This window comes from Gilliamella apicola (genome assembly GCF_000599985.1).
In the GTDB taxonomy this organism is placed as follows: domain Bacteria; phylum Pseudomonadota; class Gammaproteobacteria; order Enterobacterales; family Orbaceae; genus Gilliamella; species Gilliamella apicola.
In genome coordinates, this window is the sequence record NZ_CP007445.1 from 2,288,124 (window position 1) to 2,313,898 (window position 25,775).

Annotated in this window: 24 protein-coding genes and 1 riboswitch; of the genes, 14 read left to right on the top strand and 10 right to left on the bottom strand. The window is 33.8% G+C overall.

Going from position 1 to position 25,775, the window contains the following annotated elements; genetic code table 11:
* Window positions 1-21 precede the first annotated feature (21 nt).
* The 5 genes from tldD to GAPWK_RS10275 form a co-directional block, all read right to left on the bottom strand.
* Entirely contained in the window at window positions 22-1,479 is a 1,458-nt protein-coding gene (gene tldD / locus GAPWK_RS10255; protein WP_025316136.1) for a metalloprotease TldD, read from the bottom strand.
* A 107-nt stretch (window positions 1,480-1,586) separates the two neighbouring features.
* Complete coding sequence (gene rng / locus GAPWK_RS10260; protein WP_025316137.1) at window positions 1,587-3,062, bottom strand: ribonuclease G; 1,476 nt, start codon at window positions 3,060-3,062, stop codon at window positions 1,587-1,589.
* 14 nt (window positions 3,063-3,076) lie between these two features.
* Complete coding sequence (gene mreD, locus GAPWK_RS10265; protein WP_025316138.1) at window positions 3,077-3,562, bottom strand: rod shape-determining protein MreD; 486 nt, start codon at window positions 3,560-3,562, stop codon at window positions 3,077-3,079.
* The gene (gene mreC / locus GAPWK_RS10270) at window positions 3,549-4,391 is read right to left on the bottom strand and encodes a rod shape-determining protein MreC (protein ID WP_025316139.1); all 843 of its coding nucleotides are present in this window, start codon (window positions 4,389-4,391) and stop codon (window positions 3,549-3,551) included. The genes mreD and mreC overlap by 14 nt, the downstream gene beginning before the upstream one ends.
* Window positions 4,392-4,530: 139 nt before the next feature.
* On the bottom strand, window positions 4,531-5,574 hold the full coding sequence (locus GAPWK_RS10275; RefSeq protein ID WP_025316140.1) for a rod shape-determining protein: 1,044 nt from the start codon (window positions 5,572-5,574) through the stop codon (window positions 4,531-4,533).
* A gap of 367 nt (window positions 5,575-5,941) precedes the next feature.
* Between GAPWK_RS10275 and accB the strand changes: the two genes are divergently transcribed.
* From accB to GAPWK_RS10290, 3 genes are read left to right on the top strand one after another with little or no spacing between them, the layout of a single operon-like run.
* Window positions 5,942-6,409 (top strand): acetyl-CoA carboxylase biotin carboxyl carrier protein, encoded by a 468-nt coding sequence (gene accB / locus GAPWK_RS10280; RefSeq protein ID WP_025316141.1) that lies wholly within the window; start codon window positions 5,942-5,944, stop codon window positions 6,407-6,409.
* Between the two features lie 33 nt (window positions 6,410-6,442).
* Window positions 6,443-7,789, top strand: a complete 1,347-nt coding sequence (gene accC / locus GAPWK_RS10285) for an acetyl-CoA carboxylase biotin carboxylase subunit (RefSeq protein ID WP_025316142.1) — start codon at window positions 6,443-6,445, stop codon at window positions 7,787-7,789.
* Window positions 7,790-7,846: 57 nt separating this feature from the next.
* A complete protein-coding gene (locus tag GAPWK_RS10290; RefSeq protein ID WP_025316143.1) occupies window positions 7,847-8,485 on the top strand; it encodes a bifunctional 4-hydroxy-2-oxoglutarate aldolase/2-dehydro-3-deoxy-phosphogluconate aldolase in 639 nt (212 codons plus the stop codon).
* A 48-nt stretch (window positions 8,486-8,533) separates the two neighbouring features.
* Here the strand turns inward: GAPWK_RS10290 and GAPWK_RS10295 are convergent, their stop codons facing one another.
* Together GAPWK_RS10295 and GAPWK_RS10300 are read right to left on the bottom strand one after the other, a co-directional pair.
* On the bottom strand, window positions 8,534-9,304 hold the full coding sequence (locus tag GAPWK_RS10295; RefSeq protein ID WP_025316144.1) for an ABC transporter permease: 771 nt from the start codon (window positions 9,302-9,304) through the stop codon (window positions 8,534-8,536).
* Entirely contained in the window at window positions 9,297-10,238 is a 942-nt protein-coding gene (locus tag GAPWK_RS10300) for an ABC transporter ATP-binding protein (protein WP_025316145.1), read from the bottom strand. Before GAPWK_RS10300 ends, GAPWK_RS10295 begins: the two co-directional genes overlap by 8 nt.
* A 241-nt stretch (window positions 10,239-10,479) precedes the next feature.
* On the opposite strand from GAPWK_RS10300, the gene mog reads away from it, so the two are divergent.
* The 5 genes from mog to cysS all read left to right on the top strand — a co-directional run bounded on the left by mog (window position 10,480) and on the right by cysS (window position 16,528).
* On the top strand, window positions 10,480-11,058 hold the full coding sequence (gene mog, locus GAPWK_RS10305; protein WP_038517465.1) for a molybdopterin adenylyltransferase: 579 nt from the start codon (window positions 10,480-10,482) through the stop codon (window positions 11,056-11,058).
* A 194-nt stretch (window positions 11,059-11,252) separates the two neighbouring features.
* Window positions 11,253-11,711 (top strand): transcriptional regulator ArgR, encoded by a 459-nt coding sequence (argR, locus tag GAPWK_RS10310; RefSeq protein WP_025316147.1) that lies wholly within the window; start codon window positions 11,253-11,255, stop codon window positions 11,709-11,711.
* Window positions 11,712-11,821: 110 nt separating this feature from the next.
* Window positions 11,822-11,996: riboswitch (Lysine riboswitch) on the top strand.
* 82 nt (window positions 11,997-12,078) lie between these two features.
* Window positions 12,079-13,440: a lysine-sensitive aspartokinase 3 gene (lysC, locus tag GAPWK_RS10315; protein ID WP_025316148.1), complete on the top strand. Its 1,362-nt coding sequence runs from the start codon at window positions 12,079-12,081 to the stop codon at window positions 13,438-13,440.
* A gap of 365 nt (window positions 13,441-13,805) precedes the next feature.
* A complete protein-coding gene (locus tag GAPWK_RS10320; protein WP_025316149.1) occupies window positions 13,806-14,048 on the top strand; it encodes a GlsB/YeaQ/YmgE family stress response membrane protein in 243 nt (80 codons plus the stop codon).
* 1,088 nt (window positions 14,049-15,136) lie between these two features.
* Window positions 15,137-16,528, top strand: coding sequence for a cysteine--tRNA ligase (cysS, locus tag GAPWK_RS10330; RefSeq protein WP_025316151.1), 1,392 nt, complete (start codon window positions 15,137-15,139; stop codon window positions 16,526-16,528).
* A gap of 82 nt (window positions 16,529-16,610) precedes the next feature.
* Here the strand turns inward: cysS and trmJ are convergent, their stop codons facing one another.
* The gene (gene trmJ, locus GAPWK_RS10335) at window positions 16,611-17,291 is read right to left on the bottom strand and encodes a tRNA (cytosine(32)/uridine(32)-2'-O)-methyltransferase TrmJ (protein ID WP_051516314.1); all 681 of its coding nucleotides are present in this window, start codon (window positions 17,289-17,291) and stop codon (window positions 16,611-16,613) included.
* Window positions 17,292-17,597: 306 nt separating this feature from the next.
* Between trmJ and raiA the strand changes: the two genes are divergently transcribed.
* From raiA to GAPWK_RS10360, 5 genes are all read left to right on the top strand, one after another.
* The gene (raiA, locus tag GAPWK_RS10340) at window positions 17,598-17,930 is read left to right on the top strand and encodes a ribosome-associated translation inhibitor RaiA (RefSeq protein WP_025316153.1); all 333 of its coding nucleotides are present in this window, start codon (window positions 17,598-17,600) and stop codon (window positions 17,928-17,930) included.
* 102 nt (window positions 17,931-18,032) lie between these two features.
* Entirely contained in the window at window positions 18,033-19,184 is a 1,152-nt protein-coding gene (pheA, locus tag GAPWK_RS10345; RefSeq protein ID WP_025316154.1) for a bifunctional chorismate mutase/prephenate dehydratase, read from the top strand.
* Between the two features lie 11 nt (window positions 19,185-19,195).
* Entirely contained in the window at window positions 19,196-20,230 is a 1,035-nt protein-coding gene (gene mutY / locus GAPWK_RS10350) for an A/G-specific adenine glycosylase (protein WP_038517468.1), read from the top strand.
* A 73-nt stretch (window positions 20,231-20,303) separates the two neighbouring features.
* A complete protein-coding gene (locus GAPWK_RS10355) occupies window positions 20,304-21,482 on the top strand; it encodes an MFS transporter (RefSeq protein WP_025316156.1) in 1,179 nt (392 codons plus the stop codon).
* A gap of 314 nt (window positions 21,483-21,796) precedes the next feature.
* Window positions 21,797-22,837, top strand: a complete 1,041-nt coding sequence (locus GAPWK_RS10360; RefSeq protein WP_025316157.1) for an NADH:flavin oxidoreductase/NADH oxidase — start codon at window positions 21,797-21,799, stop codon at window positions 22,835-22,837.
* A 56-nt stretch (window positions 22,838-22,893) separates the two neighbouring features.
* On the opposite strand, the gene GAPWK_RS10365 is transcribed toward GAPWK_RS10360, so the two are convergent.
* Both GAPWK_RS10365 and tatA read right to left on the bottom strand, forming a co-directional pair.
* Entirely contained in the window at window positions 22,894-24,078 is a 1,185-nt protein-coding gene (locus GAPWK_RS10365) for an FAD-dependent monooxygenase (protein ID WP_025316158.1), read from the bottom strand.
* Between the two features lie 12 nt (window positions 24,079-24,090).
* Window positions 24,091-24,255, bottom strand: a complete 165-nt coding sequence (tatA, locus tag GAPWK_RS14315) for a twin-arginine translocase TatA/TatE family subunit (RefSeq protein WP_051516275.1) — start codon at window positions 24,253-24,255, stop codon at window positions 24,091-24,093.
* A gap of 646 nt (window positions 24,256-24,901) precedes the next feature.
* Between tatA and GAPWK_RS10370 the strand changes: the two genes are divergently transcribed.
* Window positions 24,902-25,588 carry a LexA family transcriptional regulator gene (locus GAPWK_RS10370; protein WP_238551118.1) on the top strand — a complete coding sequence of 229 codons (687 nt, stop codon included), beginning with the start codon at window positions 24,902-24,904 and terminating at the stop codon, window positions 25,586-25,588.
* The last annotated feature ends 187 nt before the right edge of the window (window positions 25,589-25,775 follow it).

The window sequence follows — 25,775 nt, forward strand, 5'->3', positions numbered from 1 at the left end:
TTCCCATTTTATTTATATTTATTAGTTATTGATCGTTCCACCAACGGTTAAATTATCCACTTTTAATGTGGGTTGTCCGACTCCTACAGGAACACTTTGCCCAGCTTTACCACAAATACCTACACCAGAATCTAATGTCAGATCGTTTCCAACCATTGATATTTGTTGCATGGTTTCTATGCCAGAGCCAATTAATGTTGCACCTTTAACTGGTGTAGTGATTTTTCCTTTTTCAATCAAATAAGCTTCTGATGTCGAAAATACAAACTTACCAGAAGTGATATCAACTTGCCCACCCGAAAAATTAGGTGCATAAAGTCCATAATCAACACTGTTGATAATGTCGTCGAAAGAAGATTCTCCTGCTAACATATAAGTGTTAGTCATTCTTGGCATAGGTAAGCATGAATACCCTTCCCGACGCCCATTGCCAGTTGAATGTGTGTTCATCAATTTAGCATTAATCTTATCAAACATATAGCCTTTTAAAACACCGTTTTCGATAAGAACGGTTTTTTGACTAACTGTACCTTCATCATCTATTGATAATGAACCTCTACGGTTTTCAATTGTTCCGTCATCGACAATTGTACAGAGTTCTGACGTAACTTTTTCACCAATTTTTCCTGAGAATACCGAGCTATTTTTGCGATTAAAATCGCCTTCTAAACCATGCCCTACCGCTTCATGAAGTAGTACTCCTGGCCAACCCGCGCCTAAAATTACAGGCATTGTACCTGCAGGGGTAGCTTTAGCTGACAATGAAACTAATGCTAATCTCACCGCTTCACGAGTATAACTATCAGCAAAGCTTTCAGACGTTTTTGGATTAATATTTAAAAAATATTCATAACCAAAACGACCACCACCGCCACTACTTCCACGCTCACGTTTTCCGCCTTTTTCTACAATGACCGAAACAGATAAACGCACTAATGGACGGACATCAGCACATAATGTACCATCAGTTGCTGCAATCAAAATATCTTCGTAACTACCAGTTAAACTGGCTGATACTTCAATTACATTTTTATCAATTGACCTTGCTAACTGATCAACTTGTCGCAACAATGCAATCTTTTGCTCTTGGGAAAATGAGTTAATTGGATTAATTGATGCATACATTGGTATCATTTTAGACGTTTTAAAAGGCGTGACAACAATTGGGGTTTGCTGCTTAGTAATTGAATTAGCAGCCAATACACTCTGTTCTAAACGATTTAGGGAGAGCTGATCAGTATAAGCAAAACCTGTTTTTTCGCCAACAACTGCACGAACACCAACCCCCTGATCACGATGGAAAGATGCATTTTTAATAATGCTATCTTCCAGTACCCAGCTTTCGTAATAACCAGATAAAAAGTATAAATCACCAAAATCAATTTGTCTTGAACTTAACATATCGAGCAAATGTGAAATATCTTGATGGCTTAAATTATTAGGGGTGAGTAGCCGTTCACTCACTTGAGTTACTATCATAAATTCCTTAAATTTTAATTTATAATGATATATTTTTGATATATATCCATTATTCTTCTTATACTCAAACGTATAGTTAATCTGAAACTTTTTAACAAAGTATTGCTTTACATTAATACTACATCATATTGTTCTTGAATATAAAGTGGTTCAATTTTTACTTCAACTCTTTTACCAACAAAGACTTCAACTTCTGCTAGTGCATGTGATTCATCAATAGTTAAAGCATTAGCAACAGCAGATGAAGCGTATACTAAAAAATATTCAGAACGATGAGCTTTATATACTCTAACAATTTCACGTAGAATTTCATTGCAAACAGTTTCAACTGATTTCACTATTCCTCGTCCCTTACAAGCAGGACATTCTTCACATAAAATGTGCCCAATACTTTCACGAGTTCGTTTACGTGTCATTTCTACTAATCCCAATGTAGAAAATGAATTAATTGTTGTTCTGGCTCGATCTTTCGATAAAGAATCTTGCAATGACTGTAATACCCGTTCTCGATGCAACGTTTCTTGCATATCGATAAAATCGATAATGATAATCCCACCTAAATTGCGTAAACGTAATTGACGAGCAATAGCAATGGTTGCCTCTATATTTGTATTAAAGATTGTCTCTTCTAAATTACGATGACCAACAAAGGCACCAGTGTTAATATCAATTGTTGTCATGGCTTCGGTTTGGTCAATAATTAAATAACCACCAGATTTTAGTTTAACTTTACGATCCAACGCTCGTTGAATCTCATTTTCAGTATCATATAGATCGAATATTGGGATATTACCACGATAATGAAAGAGTTTATCTGTAACTTCTGGCATAAACTCTTGAGTAAAATCAACAAGAAGATCGTAAGTTAATTTAGAATCAACTAAAATACGTTCAATTGGATCACCAACAAAGTCTCTTAATACGCGCTGCGATAAAGCTAATTCACCATAAACTAAATTTTTACTGGTAGGACGAGCCATCCGTTCTTTAATTTTAGCCCATAGTCGTTTTAAAAAGTTTGCATCTTGCTCAAGCTCATGAGCATTTGCACCTTCTGCAGCTGTCCTAACAATAAAACCTCCGTCTGGAGTTACATATTGTTCAACAATATGTTTTAGCCTTTGACGCTCTTCCTCACTTTCAATACGTTGCGAAGTAGCAACATGTGCAGAATTTTGACCTGGCATCAATACTAAATAACGTGACGGTAAAGTAATATCAGTTGTAAGTCGAGCACCTTTAGTTCCTAAGGGATCTTTAACGACTTGTACCATCAAATCTTGCCCTTGACGGACAAGTTCAGAAATATCTTTTACTTGGAATTGCTCTTGTTCTGAATCTGATACACATTCAGTATGAGGCATGATATCTGATGCATGTAAAAATGCAGCCTTTTCAAGACCAATATCAACAAATGCTGCCTGCATACCAGGCAAAATGCGAATAATTTTTCCTTTATAAATATTACCGACAATACCTCGACGAGATTCACGATCGACATGAATCTCTTGCAAAACACCATCTTCAATATAAGCAACTCGCGTTTCAGACGGAGTTACATTCATTAATAATTCAACAGACATACAGAAATATTCCCCTAATTAATTGCAAAGCTCAGTTTTATTCTTTGCAATAGCAAATATATCCATATCCATAAAAAGCCATCAACACAACTTGATAATAGAATATAAGGTGACATAGTAATTGTATGATAAATACTTGCCTGAAATATAAAGATTAATGCATTATAACATACTGAAATACCAAATAAGATAAAAGCCTGTTGCCATAAAGCTAAATTACTCAACAATTGGTATTTGAATACAAGTAGATAGGCAATTAGAGAATAGATGAAGGCATGTACGCCCAATATTGTTCCCGAACATAAATCTATAATTAAACCAAAAACAAATGCTGTACCTATACTAATCTGATAAGGCAGAGTAATTAACCAATAAGCGATAATTAATAGAAACAAATGTGGTTTGAACATATCATATGAAGGTGACCAAGGTATAATTTGAAAAAATAAGCCTATTAACAAAGTGAACCAAATAACTAATATGCTATTACGAGCCCTCATGTTTTACTCCTTGATCTCCCCATAGTAATAATAGATAACGTAGACGTGTTAGATCGGCTGTCGGTGTTGCAGAAATAACCGGAGTTGAATCGCTAATATCAAGTTTAACTGAACTTACTACCGCAACAGGATAACCTTCAGGAAAACGACCATCTAGTCCAGAAGTTACTAATATGTCCCCAACTTTTATATCAACATTATTTGGTAAAAAATCGAGTGTTAAATCATTACTGCACCCATTACCGACTGCCACCATAGAAATATCATTTCTTAATATTTGTACAGGTATTGCATGTTGATAATCACAAACTAGAATTGCTCGGCTAGTTTTTTGAGCAGTTTCATAAATTTGCCCAACGATACCTTTATCATCAACGACAGGTTGACCAATATAGACACCATCTTTTTTACCTTTATTGATAACGACTTGATAAACGTAAGGATCTGTATCAGCTAATATAACTTGAGCTGCCATTTTATGCTCATCATGCCTTAAAGGCGACCCTAATAATTCTCTTAATCGATCGTTTTCATGTCTAAGATGTTCAAGCAACAATAAGTCTGTCTTTTTTTCAAGCAGTATTTTATTTAAATTTGCATTTTCTTTTTCTAAAGCTTCGCGCGTCTTTGACATCTCATAAAGTGAGTCATAGGTCGCTTTTGGTGCATTTGAAATGTAATACAAAGGCGAAATCATTGTATCTAAATAGTAACGAACTTCTTTAAACGGACGATAATTTAAATCTAATATTATCAATATAATAGATAATAGCAAAGATATAAATAATTGCACACTAAGAGGAGAACGTTTAGAAAAAAGTAATTTCATTATCCAGTACTTACCTGTTATATGCTTAAAATCTAATTAATTCAAGATATGACTCCGCCGACTATGTCGGCGGAAAAAGTGAGATGTTTATTAATTATCGATTTCATAAATATGAAATTAATCAATAATTAGACAATAATTACTCTTCACTAAAGAGGTCTCCTCCCTCCATATCGACCATATCGAGAGCTTTGCCTCCACCTCGTGCTACACATGTAAGAGGATCTTCAGCAACAACCACATGAATACCGGTTTCAGCCGATAGTAATTTATCAATATTACGTAATAGAGCGCCACCGCCAGTTAACACCATACCATGTTCGGAAATATCGGAAGCCAGTTCAGGTGGGCACTGTTCTAATGCAACTTTAACGGCACTGACGATACCACTTAGTGGTTCTTGAAGCGCTTCTAAAATTTCATTAGAATTCAAAGTAAAGCTACGCGGTACACCTTCGGCAAGATTTCGACCACGAACTTCAATTTCAAGAACTTCATCCCCAGGATACGCGCTTCCAATAACATGTTTAATTCGTTCAGCGGTTGCTTCACCAATTAATGCACCATAATTACGACGCACATAGTTGATAATTGCCTCATCAAAACGGTCTCCACCAATTCTTGCTGATGCAGAATAGACAACACCGTTTAACGAAATAACAGCAACTTCCGTAGTACCACCACCAATATCAACTACCATTGAGCCTGTTGGTGAGGAAACTGGTAAATCAGCACCAATAGCTGCTGCCATCGGTTCTTCAATTAAATAAACTTCACGTGCACCTGCCCCCAATGCGGACTCACGGATAGCACGACGCTCAACTTGTGTTGCTCCAACTGGCACACAAACTAAAACGCGAGGACTTGGTCTTAAAAAGCTATGACTATGCACTTGACGAATAAAATACTGTAACATTTTTTCCGTGACGGAAAAGTCAGCGATTACACCATCTTTCATTGGTCTAATAGCAGCAATATTACCTGGAGTACGTCCTAACATCTGTTTCGCAGCCTGCCCAACAGCAGCGACACTTTTAGGTGTGCCTGTGCGATCTTGACGGATGGCGACAACTGAAGGTTCGTTTAGTACAATACCTTGACCTTTTACATAAATGAGGGTGTTAGCTGTACCTAAATCAATCGATAGATCATTTGAAAACAAGCCACGAACTTTTTTGAACATAATAAAAACTCTTCCTAGAAATAATCTTGTTAAAGTGTTAGTGAGTGCTTGAAGCAAACCATAGAATAAAATACTTATTTTTAATTTTATATCATATAAAATAGTATTCTAGTTTATTTTTAAAACCTGTTTACTTCAATAACAATTAGGTTTACCTATTGTATCGCAATTCTAAAATAATACCTAGAAAATAGTATAATAACAGTTTGTAAAGGAGAGATATATAATGACAAAATCTATTTTACAGTGTATGCTTCCGCGTTAATGTTGAGTTACTGCCTTATTATCATTTTGAAAGATTACTTTTGAGATATTAAGGATGCATTAATTTAATTGTTACTTATATCAAATAAACACGGTGTAATTCATGGATATACGCAAAATTAAAAAATTAATTGAATTAGTTGAAGAGTCAGGTATTTCTGAACTTGAAATTTCCGAAGGTGAAGAATCAGTTCGAATTAGTCGAACGATACCTACAACAAACTATTCAGCGCCAATACAAAACATTCAAATACCTCAAGCAGCTCCGGTTGTTGTTGCACCAAGCTCAGCAGGTGAAAGTGTAGCTGAAGCGGATCCTATTACTCCGGCTCCGGCTGGAACAACTATAAAATCACCAATGGTTGGAACATTTTATCGTACACCAAGCCCAGAATCGAAAGCTTTTGTAGAAATCGGTCAAGCTGTCAATGTCGGTGATGTACTTTGTATCGTTGAAGCGATGAAAATGATGAACCAAATTGAATCTGAAAAAGCGGGCACAATTAAAGCTATTTTAGTTGAAAATGGTCAACCTGTTGAATTTGATCAACCACTATTCATCATTGAGTAATATTAACTTATTTATAAGATTAAGAGATCGAATATGCTTGATAAAATTCTTATTGCTAACCGTGGAGAAATTGCTCTACGTATCCTACGAGCATGTAAAGAACTTGGAATTAAAACTGTCGCTGTTCATTCTTCGGCAGATAAAGATTTAAAACATGTATTACTTGCAGACGAAACTGTCTGTATTGGTCCAGCGGCTTCCGCTAAAAGCTACCTCAATATCCCAGCGTTAATTTCTGCCGCCGAAGTTACCGGTGCAGCAGCAATTCATCCGGGATATGGTTTTTTATCTGAAAACGCTGACTTCGCCGAGCAAGTGGAACGTTCTGGATTTGTTTTTATTGGACCAAAACCAGATACTATACGCTTAATGGGTGATAAAGTGTCAGCAATTCATGCCATGAAAAAAGCTGGTGTACCTTGTGTACCTGGTTCTGATGGCCCTTTGAGTAATGATATTGAAAATAATAAGCAGATCGCCAAACAGATAGGCTATCCAGTTATTATCAAAGCATCTGGTGGGGGCGGTGGTCGTGGTATGCGTATTGTTCGGGAAGAAAAAGATCTTGAACAAGCAATTAAAATGACCAAATTAGAAGCAAAAACCGCTTTCAATAATGATATGGTTTATATGGAAAAATTCCTTGAGAATCCTCGTCATATTGAAATTCAAGTGCTTTCTGATGGTCAAGGTCATGCTATTTATTTAGGTGAACGTGATTGTTCAATGCAAAGACGTCACCAAAAAGTTGTTGAAGAAGCACCAGCGGTTGGTATTACTTCTAAAATGCGCAAATTCATTGGTGAACGCTGTGTTAATGCATGTATTGAAATTGGTTATCGTGGTGCAGGAACATTTGAATTCTTATTTGAAAATGGTGAATTTTATTTCATTGAAATGAATACGCGTATTCAGGTAGAACATCCAGTTACCGAAATGATAACAGGTGTGGATCTGATTAGAGAACAGATCCTAATCGCTGCAGGCAAACCTCTTTCTATCAAACAAAGTGATATTGAAATCAAGGGTCATGCTATTGAATGCCGTATAAATGCCGAAGATCCTAAAACATTTATGCCTTCACCAGGGAAAATTACTCGCTTTCATGCACCAGGCGGGTTTGGTATTCGTTGGGAATCACATATTTATGCGGGTTACACTGTACCACCTTACTATGATTCAATGATTGGTAAGCTAATTGCTTATGGTGAAACACGTAATGTTGCTATTGCACGAATGAAAAATGCATTAGCTGAACTAGTGATTGATGGTATTAAAACGAATATTGATCTTCACATTGAAATTATGAATGACAAAGGCTTCCAAAAAGGAGGAACAAACATTCATTATTTAGAGAAAAAATTAGGCATTTACGAGTAACAAAATAATCCCTATCAATTAGGGATTATTGCTATAAATAAAGATGGATTGATACAAATGAAAAACTGGAAAAGAAGTGCTGAAGAAATTCTAACTATGGGACCTGTTGTTCCTGTTATCGTTATTGAACGACTTGAAGATGCTGTGCCATTAGCGAAAGCTTTAATTGCTGGCGGTGTAAAAGTTCTTGAAGTTACTCTTCGAACAGAATGTGCACTTGAAGCAATTAAAAAAATCATTAAAGAAGTTCCAGAAGCTGTGGTTGGTGCGGGTACAGTAACAAGTGTTGAACAACTTAAGCAAGTAACCGAAGCTGGAGTTGAATTTATTATTACTCCTGGCATAACTGACGCTATTTTAAAAGCTGCAGTTGAAGGATCTGTTCCTGTCATTCCAGGTATTGCGACCATTTCTGAATTATTAACAGCCCAAGAATATGGCTTAACTGCATTAAAGTTCTTCCCAGCAGAAATCAATGGCGGCGTGGCTGCATTAAAAGCTTTTGCTGGTCCTTGTGGATATATGAAGTTTTGCCCTACTGGCGGTGTAAATCCAAAAAATTATCGAGACTATTTAGCGCTTAGTAATGTACTTTGTGTTGGTGGAACTTGGTTTATTCCTACTGATGCTATTGCTAATGGTGATTTTACTAAAATTACTCAAATGGCAAAAGAAGCAGTTGCTGGTGCTAAGTAATTATTTTCCGCCGATATTTTTCGGCGGTTGTATTTTTAGTTAATTAATTTAACTTCTTAACCCTCGCCCACTTTCAATCAGTCGCCATGCAATTATATAGAGCACGGTAACAAATAAAATCAACATTGAAAATGTGATCCATAGTGATACGTCAGTCACACCTAAAAAACCATAACGAAAACCATTAATCATATAAACGATTGGATTTAGTTTTGATACCCATTGCCAAAAAGTAGGTAGCATGGTTATTGAGTAAAATACCCCACCAAGATAAGTTAATGGCGTTAATACAAATGTTGGAATAATACTAATATCGTCAAAAGTCTTAGCAAATACGGCATTTAATAAACCTGCTAATGAAAACAAAATTGATGTTAATAATAAAGTGCAAATAACAAAGAGCCAAGAGTGCACTTCAAGACGAACAAAAAATAACGATACTATCGTCACTAAAATTCCAGTTAAAATACCTCGGATCACGCCACCACCTACATATCCACAAATCAAAATATGCGTTGGTACAGGTGCAACCAATAATTCCTCAATATTACGTTGAAATTTAGCGCTAAAAAATGAAGAACAGACATTGGTATAAGAGTTTGTAATTACAGACATCATGATTAAACCAGGAACAATAAATGACATATAACTAAAGCCACCCATATTCCCCACACGTGAGCCAATTAAATTACCAAATATAATAAAATAAAGTGACATAGTGATAACTGGCGGTATCAATGTTTGCAGCCAAATTCTTAAAAATCTAGTCACCTCTTTACGCCAAATACTTTTTAAGGCAATCCAATATAAATTACACATTATCAGCTCCTTTTGCATTATTGTTACGTAATAAATCAACAAATAACTCTTCTAATCGATTAGTTTTATTACGCACGCTAATCACTTTGACGTTTTGATGATTAAGTTGCTCAAATAACTGATTTAAGCCACGTTGTTTATCAACTTTAACTTCTAACATGCCCGTATCAACATTTACATAACTATAATCTGTTAAAACAATGGATTCACTTGTTGGTACATAATCAATAATAATAGTTTCAGATTGGCTATTAGCTAATAATTCACGCATAGAAGAGTTTGCTATCAATTGACCATGTTGAATTATGCCAATATTGCGACATAGCATTTCTGCCTCTTCTAAATAATGGGTAGTTAATATAATAGTAATGCCTTGACGATTGATTTCACGTAAAAAGTCCCACATTGAGCGCCGCAACTCAATATCAACCCCGGCTGTTGGTTCATCAAGAATCAATAATTTAGGCTCATGAACGAGTGCTCTTGCAATCATTAAACGTCTTTTCATACCACCAGATAACATGTTGGCTCGACTATGGCGTTTATCCCATAAATCTAAAATTCTTAGATATTTTTCTGCGCGTTCTAATGCTAATTTACGTGGCAATCCATAATAGCCTCCTTGATTAGTGACAATCTGAATCACTTCTTCAAATTGGTTAAAATTAAATTCTTGTGGTACTAAGCCTAATTGTCTTTTGGCATTGACAATATCAGTATCCAAATCGTAACCAAATATTCGCACTTCACCAGAAGTTTTGGTTACAAGTGAGCTAATTATGCCAATAGTTGTTGATTTTCCGGCACCATTTGGACCAAGCAATGCATAAAAGTCACCTGCTTGAACCGTTAAATTAATACCTTTTAATGCTTCTACACCATTTTTATAAATTTTTTTAAGCGCGACCAATTCAAGCGCAGGAATAGATGACATGATAAAATCCTAATTGAATAAGTTATGATTGAAATTATGTAAACTCAATTATTAATGACCAGCAATATTGACAATATAATCAATTGTTGTAAAGGTCTTTTTAGTTTTCTTTATATTGAGTATAAATAAGTTATAATTTTTAACTTTTAGCGTATATTAATTTTAGCGAACCATTGGCCATATATAGGCGGTCTTAATTTCTAATTAATATAGATAAATAATATCCTAAGGAATAAGTATTATGTTCAAAATTGGTTTAGTTTCTGTGTCTGATAGAGCGGCAAATGGGATCTATGACGATGAAGGTATCCCATCATTAATATCTTGGTTACAAACAGCATTGAAAACTCCGTTTATTACCGAAAATCGAATAATTCCAGATGAACAACCTATTATTGAACAAACATTATGTGAATTCGTTGATAAATTACATTGTGATTTGATTCTAACCACTGGCGGTACAGGGCCAGCTATTAGAGATGTCACCCCAGATGCAACTTTAGCAATAGCCGATCGAGTTATGCCTGGATTTGGTGAACAGATGCGCCAAATTAGTTTACATTTTGTACCTACTGCCATTCTTTCCAGACAAGTTGGTGTTATTCGCAAAAAATGTTTAATTTTGAACTTACCGGGTAGACCAAAATCGATAAAGGAGACACTTGAAGGTGTAAAAGATAGTGCAGGAAAAATAATTGTTAATGGAATTTTTGCCAGCGTTCCTTATTGTTTAGAGTTATTAGAAGGTCCCTACATTGAGACGCATGATCAAATAGTAAAGTCATTTCGCCCTAAAAGCAGTAACAAATCGAATATTTGATTTTATGCAAATCTTATGCATAATTATGTTTAAATATTTTAAAGTCTAAAACTTGTTGTTTGATATTCAATTCATTAACAAAATGTCTATAAAACTTACTAATTAACTTAGATTTTATTACTAATATATCAAGCAACAAACAATTATTACTGCTTTTACCTAAAACAGCAATCAATTAATCCAAAAGGAAAAATATGAAACAAGATGATCTTACTAAAGCTTTTAAAGAAATGCTTCTACAAGAAAAGTTCAGTTCTCAAATAAGCATTGTGCAAGCTTTACAAGAACAAGGTTTTGATAACATTAATCAATCTAAAGTTTCACGAATGTTAACCAAATTTGGAGCGGTTAGAACACGTAACGCAAAATCAGAAATGGTCTATTGCTTACCTGCTGAAATGGGTGTGCCAACAGCCAGTAGTCCACTAAAAAATTTGATTGTTGATATTGATTATAATAGCTCAATGGTTGTCATTCGTACCAGCCCAGGAGCGGCTCAACTTATCGCTCGCTTACTTGATTCAATTGGTAAATCAGAAGGTATTTTAGGTTCAATTGCAGGCGATGATACAATTTTTAGTACGCCAACCAAATCCTGTACGGTTAAAAGTTTATATCAAACTATTATTCAACTATTTGAACAAGAATTATAACTATTGATATATCAATTTAATATTTAATAAATAATTTTTCCTATTTAACCTATTGACACATTTAGTAAAATCGTTAATTCTATATAGCACTTAAATTGTAACTCAAGTTACGAGAACGAAGAGGCGCATTGCTCAGGTAGATTATTTTAGATACTGGAATCGGTGATAAATAATTGAGGGGATGCAATGCCGAGGTTTGATTGAGTAGCCAGAAAGCAATCAAATCGACTGCAAGGGCTGAATCCCTTGGGTTGTCACCTTAACAGGTGGAGCGCTTCGCGGTTTGTACTTTTTAAATTATAACTGTAAATTGCACATACCCTCGCTCTAACTCTGTTAAAAATAAAATTTTTAATATGAGGAATCCATGGAAACATCATTCGTAATTGCTAAATTTGGTGGTACTAGTGTTGCTGATTATTCAGCAATGGTAAATAGTGCTAATATTGTTATTGCTAACCCTAGTGTAAAAGTTGTTGTATTATCTGCTTCTGCGGGTATTACGAACTTATTAGTTGCATTAGCAGAAGGACGTGATGCGGAGGTTCGAGCTCAGCATTTAGCCAAAATTCAATCAATTCAATACAATATTTTAGAGCAACTTCCTGAAAACCCTACGTTAAGAGCCGAAATTGACCGAATTATTGCAAATATAGCCTCTTTATCGGAAGCTGCAAGTTTAGCAACGTCACCAGCATTAACTGATGAGTTAGTCAGTCATGGTGAAATTATGTCTTCAAAACTATTTGTTGAGGTATTAAGAGAAAAACAAAAAAGTGCCATATGGTTTGATGTACGTAAAGTTATGCGTACTGATGATAAATTTGGTAAAGCTCAACCCAAAATTGAAGAAATCAAACAACTTTGTTGTGCACATTTAAAATCTTTAAATACTAATGCGCTAATTGTTACTCAAGGTTTTATTGGCAGTGAAAGTACAGGTAAGACGACAACATTAGGACGTGGTGGAAGTGATTATACAGCTGCGTTACTTGGTGAAGCATTAAATGCAACACAAATAGACATTTGGACTGATGTTGCAGGAATTTATACCAATGACCCACGAATTACGCCAGCGGCAAAAAAAATTGATGAAATATCTTTCGCAGAAGCCGCGGAAATGGCAACCTTCGGAGCAAAAGTTTTACATCCTGCGACGTTGGTTCCAGCAGTACGAAGTAACATTCCTGTTTTTGTTGGCTCAAGCAAAGCACCACAAGATGGCGGCACAATTGTTTATAACACTAATAGTATTACATCAAAATTACCTGTGTTTAGGGCGTTAGCATTACGACGCAAACAGACATTATTAACCTTAACAAGTTTAAATATGCTGCATGCTCAAGGTTTTCTTGCAAGGGTATTTACTATATTAGCTAAACATAATATATCCGTTGATTTAGTTACTACATCAGAAGTCAGTATCGCTTTAACAATTGATACTACAGGCACTTACACTAATGGTAACAGTTTATTAACCAAAGAACTATTTGATGAACTTTCAACTCTTTGTCATGTAGATGTTGAGGAAGATTTAGCTCTTATTGCCATTATTGGCAATAACTTAACGACGACAAAAGGTATAGCAAAAGAAGTATTCGGCGTGTTAGATGATTTTGTTATAAGACTTTGTTGTTATGGTGCAAGCACCCACAATCTGTGCCTGTTATCAAAAAGTAATGATGCAGAAGCTATTATCAAAATTTTACATAAATCTATTTTTGAATAACAACTCATTCAAAGGGAGAGTTAATCTCCCTTCGACTTAAATCAAAGTGACTATCTTAAAGAAGCATGTTAAAAGTTTGAAAACGCAATAAAAGACCTTAACTTTTGTTACAAATAATTATAGAATATTCATCAATTACTATATGAATACGCTTTTATGCACTCAATTCATATAGTCATTCTTTAGTCTTACGATTAAATCTTCTATCTCCATTTTATGACTGTTATTTATTAATATTTTTAAATTTTGATTTATTAATTTTAATCAATATCGTTAAAGCTATTACATTAAATATCAACATTTCTTAGATTTTTAGATTGTGTTTATAAACTAAATTTAACCTTAATCAAACAAAGGAAATTATCATGGGTATTTTAAGTTGGGCTATTCTAGGATTAATTGCCGGTTGGATTGCAAAGTTTTTTATGCCACTTGGACGTGTAGGAGTATTTAAAACTATTCTATTAGGAATTGCAGGCGCTATCGTTGGTGGGTATATAAGTACATTCTTTGGCTGGGGAACTGTGACAGGATTTAATTTCCCTAGTTTATTTATCTCAGTCTTAGGCGCAATATTACTTATTTATATCTACCGTCTAATGAAATAATACTTTGTTTTACACAAAATTGGCGGGGATTCACCGCCAATTGTTTATTAAAAAGAGAATTGAAATTTGTATCGACTGGATGACATCAACTATTTATTTCTGTAAACCATAGCTTATATTTAACATATCAAATTTCTTAAGTATTTAATCAGGCGCCATATACACAAACAAAAAATCACAATGAAAAATGAAAATAAAGATGAAATGAAAAAGAAAAATAAACCATCTATTATAGTAATAGGCCACTTAAAAATTAAGTAAGATACAAACACAACAATATTTAAAATAATGAAAGGATACCTAATTGGTGTATCTTTCCAGGTTACCAACTCACAAATACCTCTCAAACCTTCTTCAACGATAGTTTCTACAATAATACCAATAAAATCGCCTGGCATATGATTAAATTCTAATTACAGTACATAGAAGCATTATAATAAATAATTTCACGATAACAATATTTTTGTTATATTATTTAGCAAACTTCATTAAATTAAACCTAAAGATTGTAATGTTAAAAATATTCAATACGTTAACTCGAGAAAAAGAAACCTTTAAATCAATTTATCCCAATAAAATTGGCTAGGATTACCCATTAATTATTTATTAAAGAGTGAATTGAGATTATTATTGACTAGATACCTACAACCATTTATTTCTGCAAACTTTAAGTTATATTTTACATTTCTTAAAATGTTTAATGAAGCGCCACATACCCCAACAAAAACTTATAGTCAAAAATGAAAGTAAAGATGAAATCAAAAAGAGTAACAAACCCTCAGTTATACTAATAGGCCACTTAAATATTAAGACAAATGCAAACATAACAATATTTAAAATAATAAAAGAAACCCAGAATAGTTTGCTTTTAAAAGTACTTTTTGACCATCCTAATTCCAGCATATCTTCAGAAAATACATGAATGAAACCACTTGCAATGTAACCAAAAAAGTAACCAAAAACTTCGCCTAGCATATGATAAAATTATAATTACAGTACATAGAAGCATTATAATAAATAATTTCACGATAACAATATTTTTGTTATATTATTTAGCAAACTTCATTAAATTAAACCTAAAGATTGTAATGTTAAAAATATTCAATACATTAACTCGAGAAAAAGAAACTTTTAAATCAATTCATCCCAATAAAATTGGATTATATGTTTGTGGTGTTACTATTTATGACCTCTGTCATATTGGTCATGGTCGCACCTTTGTTGCATTTGATGTTGTAACACGTTATTTGCGCTTTTTAGGTTATCAACTAACTTATGTGCGTAATATCACCGATGTGGATGACAAAATTATAAAACGCGCTCTAGAAAACGGTGAAACTTGTGAACAACTAACTGAACGTATGTTACAAGAAATGTATGCGGATTTTGATGCGTTAAATATTAAGCGCCCTGATGTCGAACCTCGCGCTACACAGCAAATGCCACAGATTATTCAATTAATAGAAGAATTAATTGCAAAAGATCATGCTTATATTGCTGATAATGGTGATGTAATGTTTTCAGTCGATAGTGATCCCAATTACGGTATTTTGTCGCGTCAAAATTTGGAGCAACTTCAGGCTGGTGCACGCGTTGATGTGGTTGATGTTAAACGTAATCCAATGGATTTTGTACTTTGGAAGATGTCAAAACCTAACGAGCCTAACTGGGATTCACCATGGGGCAAAGGACGCCCAGGTTGGCATATTGAATGTTCTGCGATGAACAGTTTTCAATTAGGTAATCACTTTGATATTCATGGCGGAGGGTCAGATCTAATGTTTCCTCATCATGAAAATGAAATTGCTCAATCTACATGTGCCCATGATGGACAATATGTTAATTATTGGATGCATTCAGGTATGGTGATGATAGACCAAGAAAAGATGTCAAAATCACTTAATAATTTTTTCACTATTCGCGATGTATTAAAACACTATGATGCTGAAACTGTCCGTTACTTTTTATTATCGGGTCATTATCGTAGTCAGCTTAATTACAGTGAGGAAAATTTAAAACAAGCAAGAATGGCTTTAGAACGCCTTTATACAGCACTTCGTGATACTGATGCAGATTATCCATATACTACAAAAGAGAGTGATTATTACCGTCAATTCTGTAATGCGATGAACGATGACTTCAATACTCCTGAAGCTTATTCAACCTTATTTGACTTAGCCCGAGAAATCAATAAAGCTAAAGCTGATAACGATATGTCATTTGCCAACAAATTAGCGGCTGAATTACGTTATTTAGCAGCCGTACTTGGTCTACTTGAACAAGATCCAATAAAATTCTTACAAGGTAATCAGCAAGATGACGCCGATGCAGAATTAATTGAAGCATTAATAAAACAACGTAATGAAGCTCGTGCTAGCAAAAATTGGGCTCAAGCTGATGAAGCGCGTGATAAACTTAACGCAATGAATATTGTGTTGGAGGATGGGGCAAATGGTACAACTTGGCGGAAAAAAAGTTAATCCATTAAATTAACCTTATCATAATTGATTATTATTCAAAAATACCCACTCTTTTGTGGGTATTTATTTTTATTTCTAGGAATTAGAATTTTTTATCAATCGACGTTAAAATACCACGTAAAATATTCAGTTCTTGCTGTTCAATACGTGCCCGAGTAAATAATCTTCGCAAACGTCCCATAATTTGACCTGGGTGATTAGCATTTATAAATTCTGTTTGCAATAAAGTTTGCTCTAAATGCTGATAAAAACGCTCAACATCGATATCTTTAGGGTACTCGCTTGTATGCGTATTTAAATTTGCTGGCTCTGATTGATTATCTTGAAAGTTTAGCATTGACATGCGAATTTCATAACATAATACTTGTACTGACATAGCAAGATTCAAAGAACTATATTGAGGGTTAGCAGGAATACCAACATGAAAATGGCACTTTTGCAATTCATCATTAGTTAAACCCACTCTTTCACGACCAAATACTAACGCAACTTGGGCATTAACGGCCTCCTCAATGATTTTATCACCGCACTCTTTTGGTGTTAAATTAGGCCATTGTAAGGTACGAGGACGAGCACTAGTACCTATCACAAGTGAACAATTAGCAATTGCCTCTTCTAAAGATGAAAAAACTACTGCATTTTTAATAATATCACTAGCACCTGCCGCTAATGAAATTGATTGAGAGTCAGGTTTTATCACTGGATTGACTAAGCAAAGATTGGATAAACCCATAGTTTTCATTGCTCTAGCGGCAGACCCCATATTACCCGTGTGGGACGTTTCAACCAAAACAATCTTAACATTGTCTAAATAGCTCACATCTTCCTCATTAAAAGATCTTATAGAAATAGTATTTAGCTACAGTATATAGTAAAGCGATGCAAAATGCAGGTTCATAGCCATATAGTCATAAAATACATGATTAATAAAATCTTTTTTTTAGATTTAAATCACAAAAACTCATGTTAATAGCAAAGTTCTTATTGACGAAATAAAAATAATTTGCCAATGTATTAATGGAAGCTAAAAAAATCAACTTAGTTGTTTGAAATTATAAAGGAGGTCGATATGGCTTTAAGTATTACCAGTAAACAAATGGATATTACCCCTGCAATTCGTAGTTATTTAGAAGATAAATTTTCGAAGTTGGATAAGTGGAGAGCGCTGTTAATCAATCCTCATTTTATATTATCTAAAGAACCAGATGGATTTATCATTGATGCAACAATTGCCACAAAAGGAACTCCACTTGTTGCGTCTGCAAAGCATATTGATATGTATGCGGCTATTAACGATCTTATTGGTAAACTTGAAAAACAATTGAATAAAATTCAACATAAAGGTGAAGCCCGTCGAGCAACGGAAAGTATTAAAGGAGCAATTCTTGAAGAAGAAATTTAATAAATAAATCATTCTATTTTATTTAAAAGGTACTACTTTATGTAGTGCTTTTTTTTTTGCTTGTTATAATAACATCAATCTTTTTTAAAATATCGAATAAAAATGACTACAAATCCTTTATTACCTTTACGCGATAAAATTAACGAGCTTGATAAAGCGCTATTAGAACTTGTAGCTAAACGTCGTGAACTTTCGACACAAGTAATAAATACTAAAATTAAGGCAAACATTCCTGTACGTGACATTCAGCGTGAACGTTCCTTGGTTAAATCATTAATTGAACAGGGCAAAAACTATCATCTCGATGATATTTTTATCAAACGGTTATATCAAATAATTATCGAAGATTCTGTACTTTTACAACAAAAAATTCTACAAGAAAAACTGAATCATGGCACTATCAAAACAGCTAAAATTGCTTTTTTAGGGCCAATGGGATCTTATTCTCATTCGGCTGCTCGCCGCTACGCTAGTGCTCATTTAGAACAGATAGTTGAATCAAGTTGTAGTAATTTTAAAGATGTTTTTGAACAATTAGATAAAGGCGTTGTTGATTATGGTGTTGTACCAATCGAAAACTCCAGTTCTGGATCCATTAACGAAGTTTATGATTTACTACAAAAAACGAATTTGCATATTATCGGAGAGTTATCACTACCGATTGATCACTGTATTTTGGCACTCCCAAACGCTCAATTAGATCAAATTGACACCGTCTATAGTCACCCACAACCATTCCAACAATGTTCTCACTTTTTGGAAGGATACCCGCATTGGAAGATTGTCTTTTGTGATAGTACCTCATCAGCAATGGAAATGGTTGCTAAGTCAAACAAAACTAATTTTGCAGCTATGGGTAATAAAGATGGTGGTGAACTTTATGGATTACAAGTTCTTGAACATAGTTTTGCTAATCAAAAAGAGAATATAACGCGATTTATAGTGTTATCTCGTGATCCAGTTCATGTATCTGATCAAATCCCAGCTAAAACTACAATATTGATGAAAACAGGTCAGCAAGCAGGCGCTCTCGTTGATGCCCTTTCTGTGTTACGTAATCATAACATTGTCATGACTAAACTTGAATCTCGTCCAATTCATGGTACTCCATGGGAAGAGATGTTTTATATTGATCTACAAGGCAATCTTTATTCTGACGAAATGCAAAACGCATTAAAACAGTTAGCTAAAATTACCTTATACACAAAAGTATTGGGCTGTTATCCAAATGACTCAATTACTGCTGTAATGTAATGCGGGTAACAATGCCTTCCTTTGCAAAGTCTGTATTAAAATGGTATGAACAGTACGGCAGAAAAACACTACCATGGCAGATTGAGAAAACGCCTTATCATGTATGGTTATCAGAAGTAATGTTGCAACAGACACAAGTTGCAACTGTTATCCCCTATTTTAACCATTTTATTAAACTATTTCCTAAAATAACGGATTTAGCAAAAGCACCTATTGATGATGTATTGCATCTTTGGACGGGGCTTGGTTATTATGCTCGTGCTCGTAACTTACACAAAGCCGCACAAGTTATTAATAATAAGTTTAATGGGCTATTTCCAACCAAATTTGAGGATGTCATTGCATTACCAGGAATTGGTCGTTCAACAGCTGGAGCAATTTTATCACTTTCACAAAATCAACATTACCCAATTTTAGATGGTAATGTAAAGCGAGTTTTAACACGATATTTTGCCGTTGAAGGATGGCCTGGTAATAAAACTATCGAAGATAAACTTTGGCAGTTAAGTGAACAAGTTACGCCTAAACAAAATATTGCCAAATTTAATCAAGCAATGATGGATATTGGCGCGATGGTTTGTACTCGTACAAAACCTAAGTGCACACAGTGCCCATTGCATGAAGATTGTATTGCTTATAAAGCAGAAAGTTGGCAACAATATCCAACTCCAAAACCTAAAACAAACAAGCCAGAAAAAACGGCTTATTTTTTAATGTTAGAATATAATCGCGCCATTTGGTTAGAAAAAAGACCACCAACAGGTATATGGGGAGGCTTATATTGCCTACCAGAATTTTTAAGCGAGCAAGAGCTAAAAGATTGGTTAGAAAAAAAAGGAATAGTATCAACTGAACCTAAACCATTAAACTCGTTCAGACATACATTTAGCCATTTTCATTTAAATATTGTTCCAATTTATTGTGTTATTAGCAATTTCACAAAATGTTGGGATGAATCTTCTGGCTATTGGTATAAACTCGAATCAGATAATGCCAAAATAGGACTTGCTACACCAGTATATAACTTACTAAAACAATCTGCTTAAAATTACTAACAAGTAAAAGCATTCTTATTTTTAATATATAATTTATTATTATTTTTATGTAACATTCATTTTTATGAACAGTAAACAATCTCAAGATTTATCAAATTGGTTAGTTTTTTTAATGGCATTTGCTATTGGAGTAACTATTGCTAGCAACTATTATGCTCAACCACTACTACATTCAATTACTCATGATTTAAATATTGCTGTTGAGCATGCTGGCTCAATCATAATGGCAGCGCAGTTTAGTTATGCTGTTGGTCTACTTTTTATTACACCTCTTGGTGATAAATTTGAACGAAAACATTTAATTATTATTTTAATGGTGTTATCCACCTGTGGGCTTATTGTCAGCGCTTTATCAAAGAATTTATGGATGTTAATAATAGGTACATCCATGACAGGACTATTTTCAACCGTTGCGCAGGTTTTAATCCCTTTTGCTGCTACCTTAGCAAAACCTGAACAGCGAGGTAAAATCGTTGGTACTTTAATGAGTGGAATGTTACTAGGGATTTTATTAGGTAGAGCTTTTGCTGGTGCTATTTCAACTATCGCCGATTGGCATTACGTATATTGGATTGCAACAGGTATCATGGTTATTGTTACGCTGTTACTTTCGATTTCACTTCCGACTTACCGTAGTACAATCAATATCAATTACTTTCAACTGTTGTGGTCAATTAGCTCATTATACAAACAAGAACCCATCCTCAGAATTCGTTCATTATTAGCAGTTATATCATTTGCACTGTTTTCTTTATTATGGACACCTCTTGCCTTTTTATTAAGCAATGATCCTTATCACTACTCAGATTTTATTATTGGCCTTTTTGGAATTGCTGGAGCAGCTGGTGCATTGGGTTCGCCTATAGTGGGTAAATTATCAGACAAAGGTAAAGGCTGGCTTGCTACCACAATAGGATTGTGTTTGTTATTATTATCATGGTTACCACTTTCATTCGCACAGTGCTCAATCATTGCTTTAATTTTAGGTGTCGTTATATTAGATTTTTCAGTACAAGTTACGCATGTTTCAAATATGAGTGCAATTTATCAAATAAGACCAGAAGCTCGTAGCAGAATGAATACTGGTTACATGGTATGTTATTTTATTGGTGGTATGCTTGGTTCTGTCGGTTCAACCTACTTATTTAGCCATTATGGTTGGATAGCAATTGTAGTATCAGGAACAATATTGGGGTTAATGGGTATCATTTGTTGGCTATTTTATACTAAAACGTATAGTTAATCTGAAACTTTTTTACAAATTAATTGATAATTAACTTATTGTTCATTTTCTATCTATAAATACAAGTAAATAATTATTCCTCAACAAAAAACTATTAGGCAATAAGGAACAAATAGAACTAATAATAAAAACTTCTTTTCGAATAAATAAACAAAGAATCGTGCTATCATATTTTTAAGCATAGTTGCTCTTGCATTTTACTCATTGAAAATAATGAATAATTCTAAACTCAATTGAATTAAGATGTTGATATTTACTTTTACTGACGAATAAACTAATTTAGTATTTTTATTAAGTTACTCAAGGAGTCATTTATGGCTAAAATTTCCTTTCTCAATACTCCCTTTAGTATCAAAAATTTATCACTCAAAAACCGCATTGTTATGCCTCCTATGTGCCAATATCAGGCTACCGACGGAATGCCTAATGATTGGCATTTTGTTCACTATGTATCTCGAGCAATTGGAGGTGTAGGTTTAATTATAGTTGAAATGACAAATGTTGCACCTAATGGTCGTATTTCGCCAAATTGTCTTGGGTTATGGAATGATGAGCAGCGTGATCAATTTAAACGAATTGTTGATGCTGTACATGCTCAAAATGGTAAAATTGCTATCCAAATTGCTCATGCTGGTCGTAAAGCTTTAGGTGCTTCCGATGTTGTCTCTTGTTCACCTATTCTTTACGATGGTTCAAATGAAGCTAATCAAAAATGGCAATATCAAATGCCAAGAGAATTATCAAAAGATGAAATTATTGATATCATTCATAAATTTAAAGAATCAACAAAACGGGCTGTTGAAGCAGGTTTTGACGCCATTGAAATTCATGGTGCTCATGGATATTTAATTCATCAGTTCAGCTCACCAAAAACTAATCACAGAACCGATGAATATGGCCAAGATAAATTATTATTTGGTGAACAAGTCATACAAGCTGTTAAATCGGTAATGCCTAGTGATATGCCACTTATTATCCGTTTTTCAGCACAAGAGTATAGTAAAGATGGATATGATATAGAATATGGACGTAAAATAGCAAAACGTTTTGCTGATGCAGGCGCTGACATTTTGGATGTAAGTGGTGGTGGCGATGGGCAATTAGATCCAGCTCATACACCGCAGTTTCATGCTGGATACCAAGTATACCTAGCTCGTGCGATCAAACAAGCAATCAATTTACCTGTAATAGCTGTTGGTATGTTAGAAGATCCATACCTAGCAGATTATGTATTGAGTACTGGAGATGCTGACCTAGTAGCTATTGGGCGAGGATTATTAAACGATCCATATTGGGCATTACATCTACCATCTTCACCATTTGTACCAACATCTTATCAAGTTGCATTCAAATAACTCAACTATTATTAAATCCTGTAAAAGCATTACAGGATTTAAATATTCTGATTTGATCAAATATGCATTGCATATTTAATAAGTTGTTTTTTCAAGGGTGAACAATTGTCTATAGCATTCATGCCTACAGTTCTTAACGTTTTCTTCAGAACGTTATCGCCATTAAACATATCTTGAATAGTTCGCATCGCTGTTAACATAACAAATGTATCTTTACGACGAGTGAATTGGAAAGATTTCAAATTATCAGCAAGTCCAATATCCTTTTGTTTATCATGTAATTGCTTAATTGCCGAAACTAACAAAGCAGAATCTTGAAAACCTAAATTCACCCCCTGCCCAGCCAAAGGATGAATAGTATGAGCTGCATCACCAATAAGCACTGTTCGATGTTTAACAAATTGTTTGGCAAAACGCGCTTTTAGTGGGAAGACCATCCGTTGATTGATTAATTGGCATTTACCTACTTTATCGCCGGTTAATTTAAACAGTTCTTGGCAGAACTCTGATTCTGTAAGCGATGTTAAAATTGTTGCTTGGTCAGGTTTAGTTGACCAGACCAAACAACTTTTATTTGCTTGCCAAAGTGGTAAAAAAGCAACAATACCATTTGGATAAAAAATTTGTTTGGCACAAGATTGATGGGGATATTGAGTTTCAACGGTTGTAATTACCGCATGATGAAGATAGTTACGTTCAAAAACTGAAATCTTTTCATGTTTACGCAACCAAGAGTGTGCACCATCAGCGCCGATAATAAGTTTAGCTTGTAAAATAGTATTATCAGCCAATGTTAAAAAAGCATAATCGTCATTGTAACAATTATCAATGGCAGCCAAATTAAAAATTGTTATATTGTGATTTTCTCTAACAAAGAGATATAAATAGTGAGAAATCAGATTATTTTCGATGATATAGCCAAGATTGGGATAACTATAATCTTTTGCGTGGGCCGAAAGTTGCGCTAAGCCGTTTTTTTCCCATACGCCTATTTCGGTAAATTCCTGAACACGATGACTATTCAATAAATCATCCCAAATGCCTATTTGAGAAAAATATCTTTGGCTAGCGCCATTAATTGCTGAAGCTCTTACACCGATTTCATTGTGTGGAAAAGATTCATTGTGATGAACCTTAGCATCTATGATAGCTATCTTTAAATCATATTTACTAAGTGCACAAGCTGTTGCTAATCCAACTAAACCACCACCAACGATTACAATATCAAACTGAGTATTCATACTAATCAATCATTACTTATTATCTTTTTTTAATTCAATTTCATCATCATTCATCGCTTTTTTGAAGCTTTTTAATGCGAAACCAAGATCTGAACCTAAATTACGTAATTTTTTAGTACCAAATAATAGAACGACCACAGCAAGAAACACTAAAAGGTGTGGGATACTAAATGACATAATAAAATCCTCTTAATTAACTACTCTTATCTATTCAAACTTTCTTCTTAGACGTAAGTTTTAATGAGGTTTGATTATACTCTTTTTGTGAAAGGATTTCATAACTAGTTTATGAATAAAAAAAGACCTGTATAAAGCTATACAGGCCAACATGAAATATAAGGAATATAAGGAAAGAAAACAATGAAAAATCCTTACCCTGCTTATTATCCATTTTTTTTCGCTTTAGTCAACGTTTTTATTTGTTTTTTTGTTTTATAAAAACGAATAGCTTAAATTGTGTACAAAATATTAAAAATCATGTTATTAAAATAGATTTCCAATGAAATTAAGCTCTTTCGTTAATTAGATAAATATCAAAAAAATGTAAAAAAAACCTTATTACTCATAAAAATAATACAAATAACGCGCAAAACTACAGATTTAAAGCGGAAAAAACAATTCAAAAGTTTTTTTCTAAATTTTGGTTCAAAAATCTAAAACTGCAAAAAAAAGCATAAACCGCGATATAACACGAATTAAAAACATTAAATCGTAGAAAAACACATTAAAACACATATTATTCCCAATACCGTGTATATAAAACTAAAAAAATATGCTCTATAATTAGCAAACGGATGAAAAAGAAAACGAGACAGAAATGAGTATGATCAAAAATAAAAATGTCAAAACCTTCAAAGACAGACTATATAATTCAATGCAAGGTTTATCTGTTTCTGCTTTTGCGAAAAAATGTGATATGTCAGAAACTGTTATTAGGGATTATTTATCAGGAAAAACCTATCCCTCACTTACTCGTCTAGAAGTAATTGCTGAAAAATGTAATGTTTCATTTAACTGGCTTGCCACGGGTTATAGACTTGAAGTATTTGACCCAAAAGACGATGACGATGATGTATATAATGAAAATATTTACCGTATTCCTGTTTATAAAAAACAATTACCTACCAAAGAAGAAGCACAATATCAACGCTATATTCGAGAAACACCTCCTGTAATGAATTATCCAGTTGTGGAAGGCTGGGCATCTCATCGTGGTTTAGATATAAAAAAATTAATTATCTATTGGGCAAAAGGTGATTTAATGTCTCCTGAAATTGAAAATAATAATGGGCTTATAATAAACACGGATATAACTGAGATAGTTGATGGTGCAACATATTTAATCGAATATGAAAATTTCACCTTGTTAAGAAAAATACGTTTAACTTTGAGTAGTTGGATCTTAATATGTAATAATGATCAATATTCAACAATAGAAGTACCTAAAGCACATTTTGATAAGTACAATATAGTTGGTCGTGTTGTACAGATAATTAAAGACGTTTTTTAAATCAATAAATAGAAATCTACTGTTTTTCAATATATAATTACTAGAGTGAGGAAATATTAGTCAGATATTTTCCTCACTATTTTTTATGTTCATAACTTCTTTAATGACAGACAGGTAGATAGCTAAATAATGTTTATTTAAAATTTCACTTTAAATTGGGTATCAGGATAACTTATATCCATTAGCC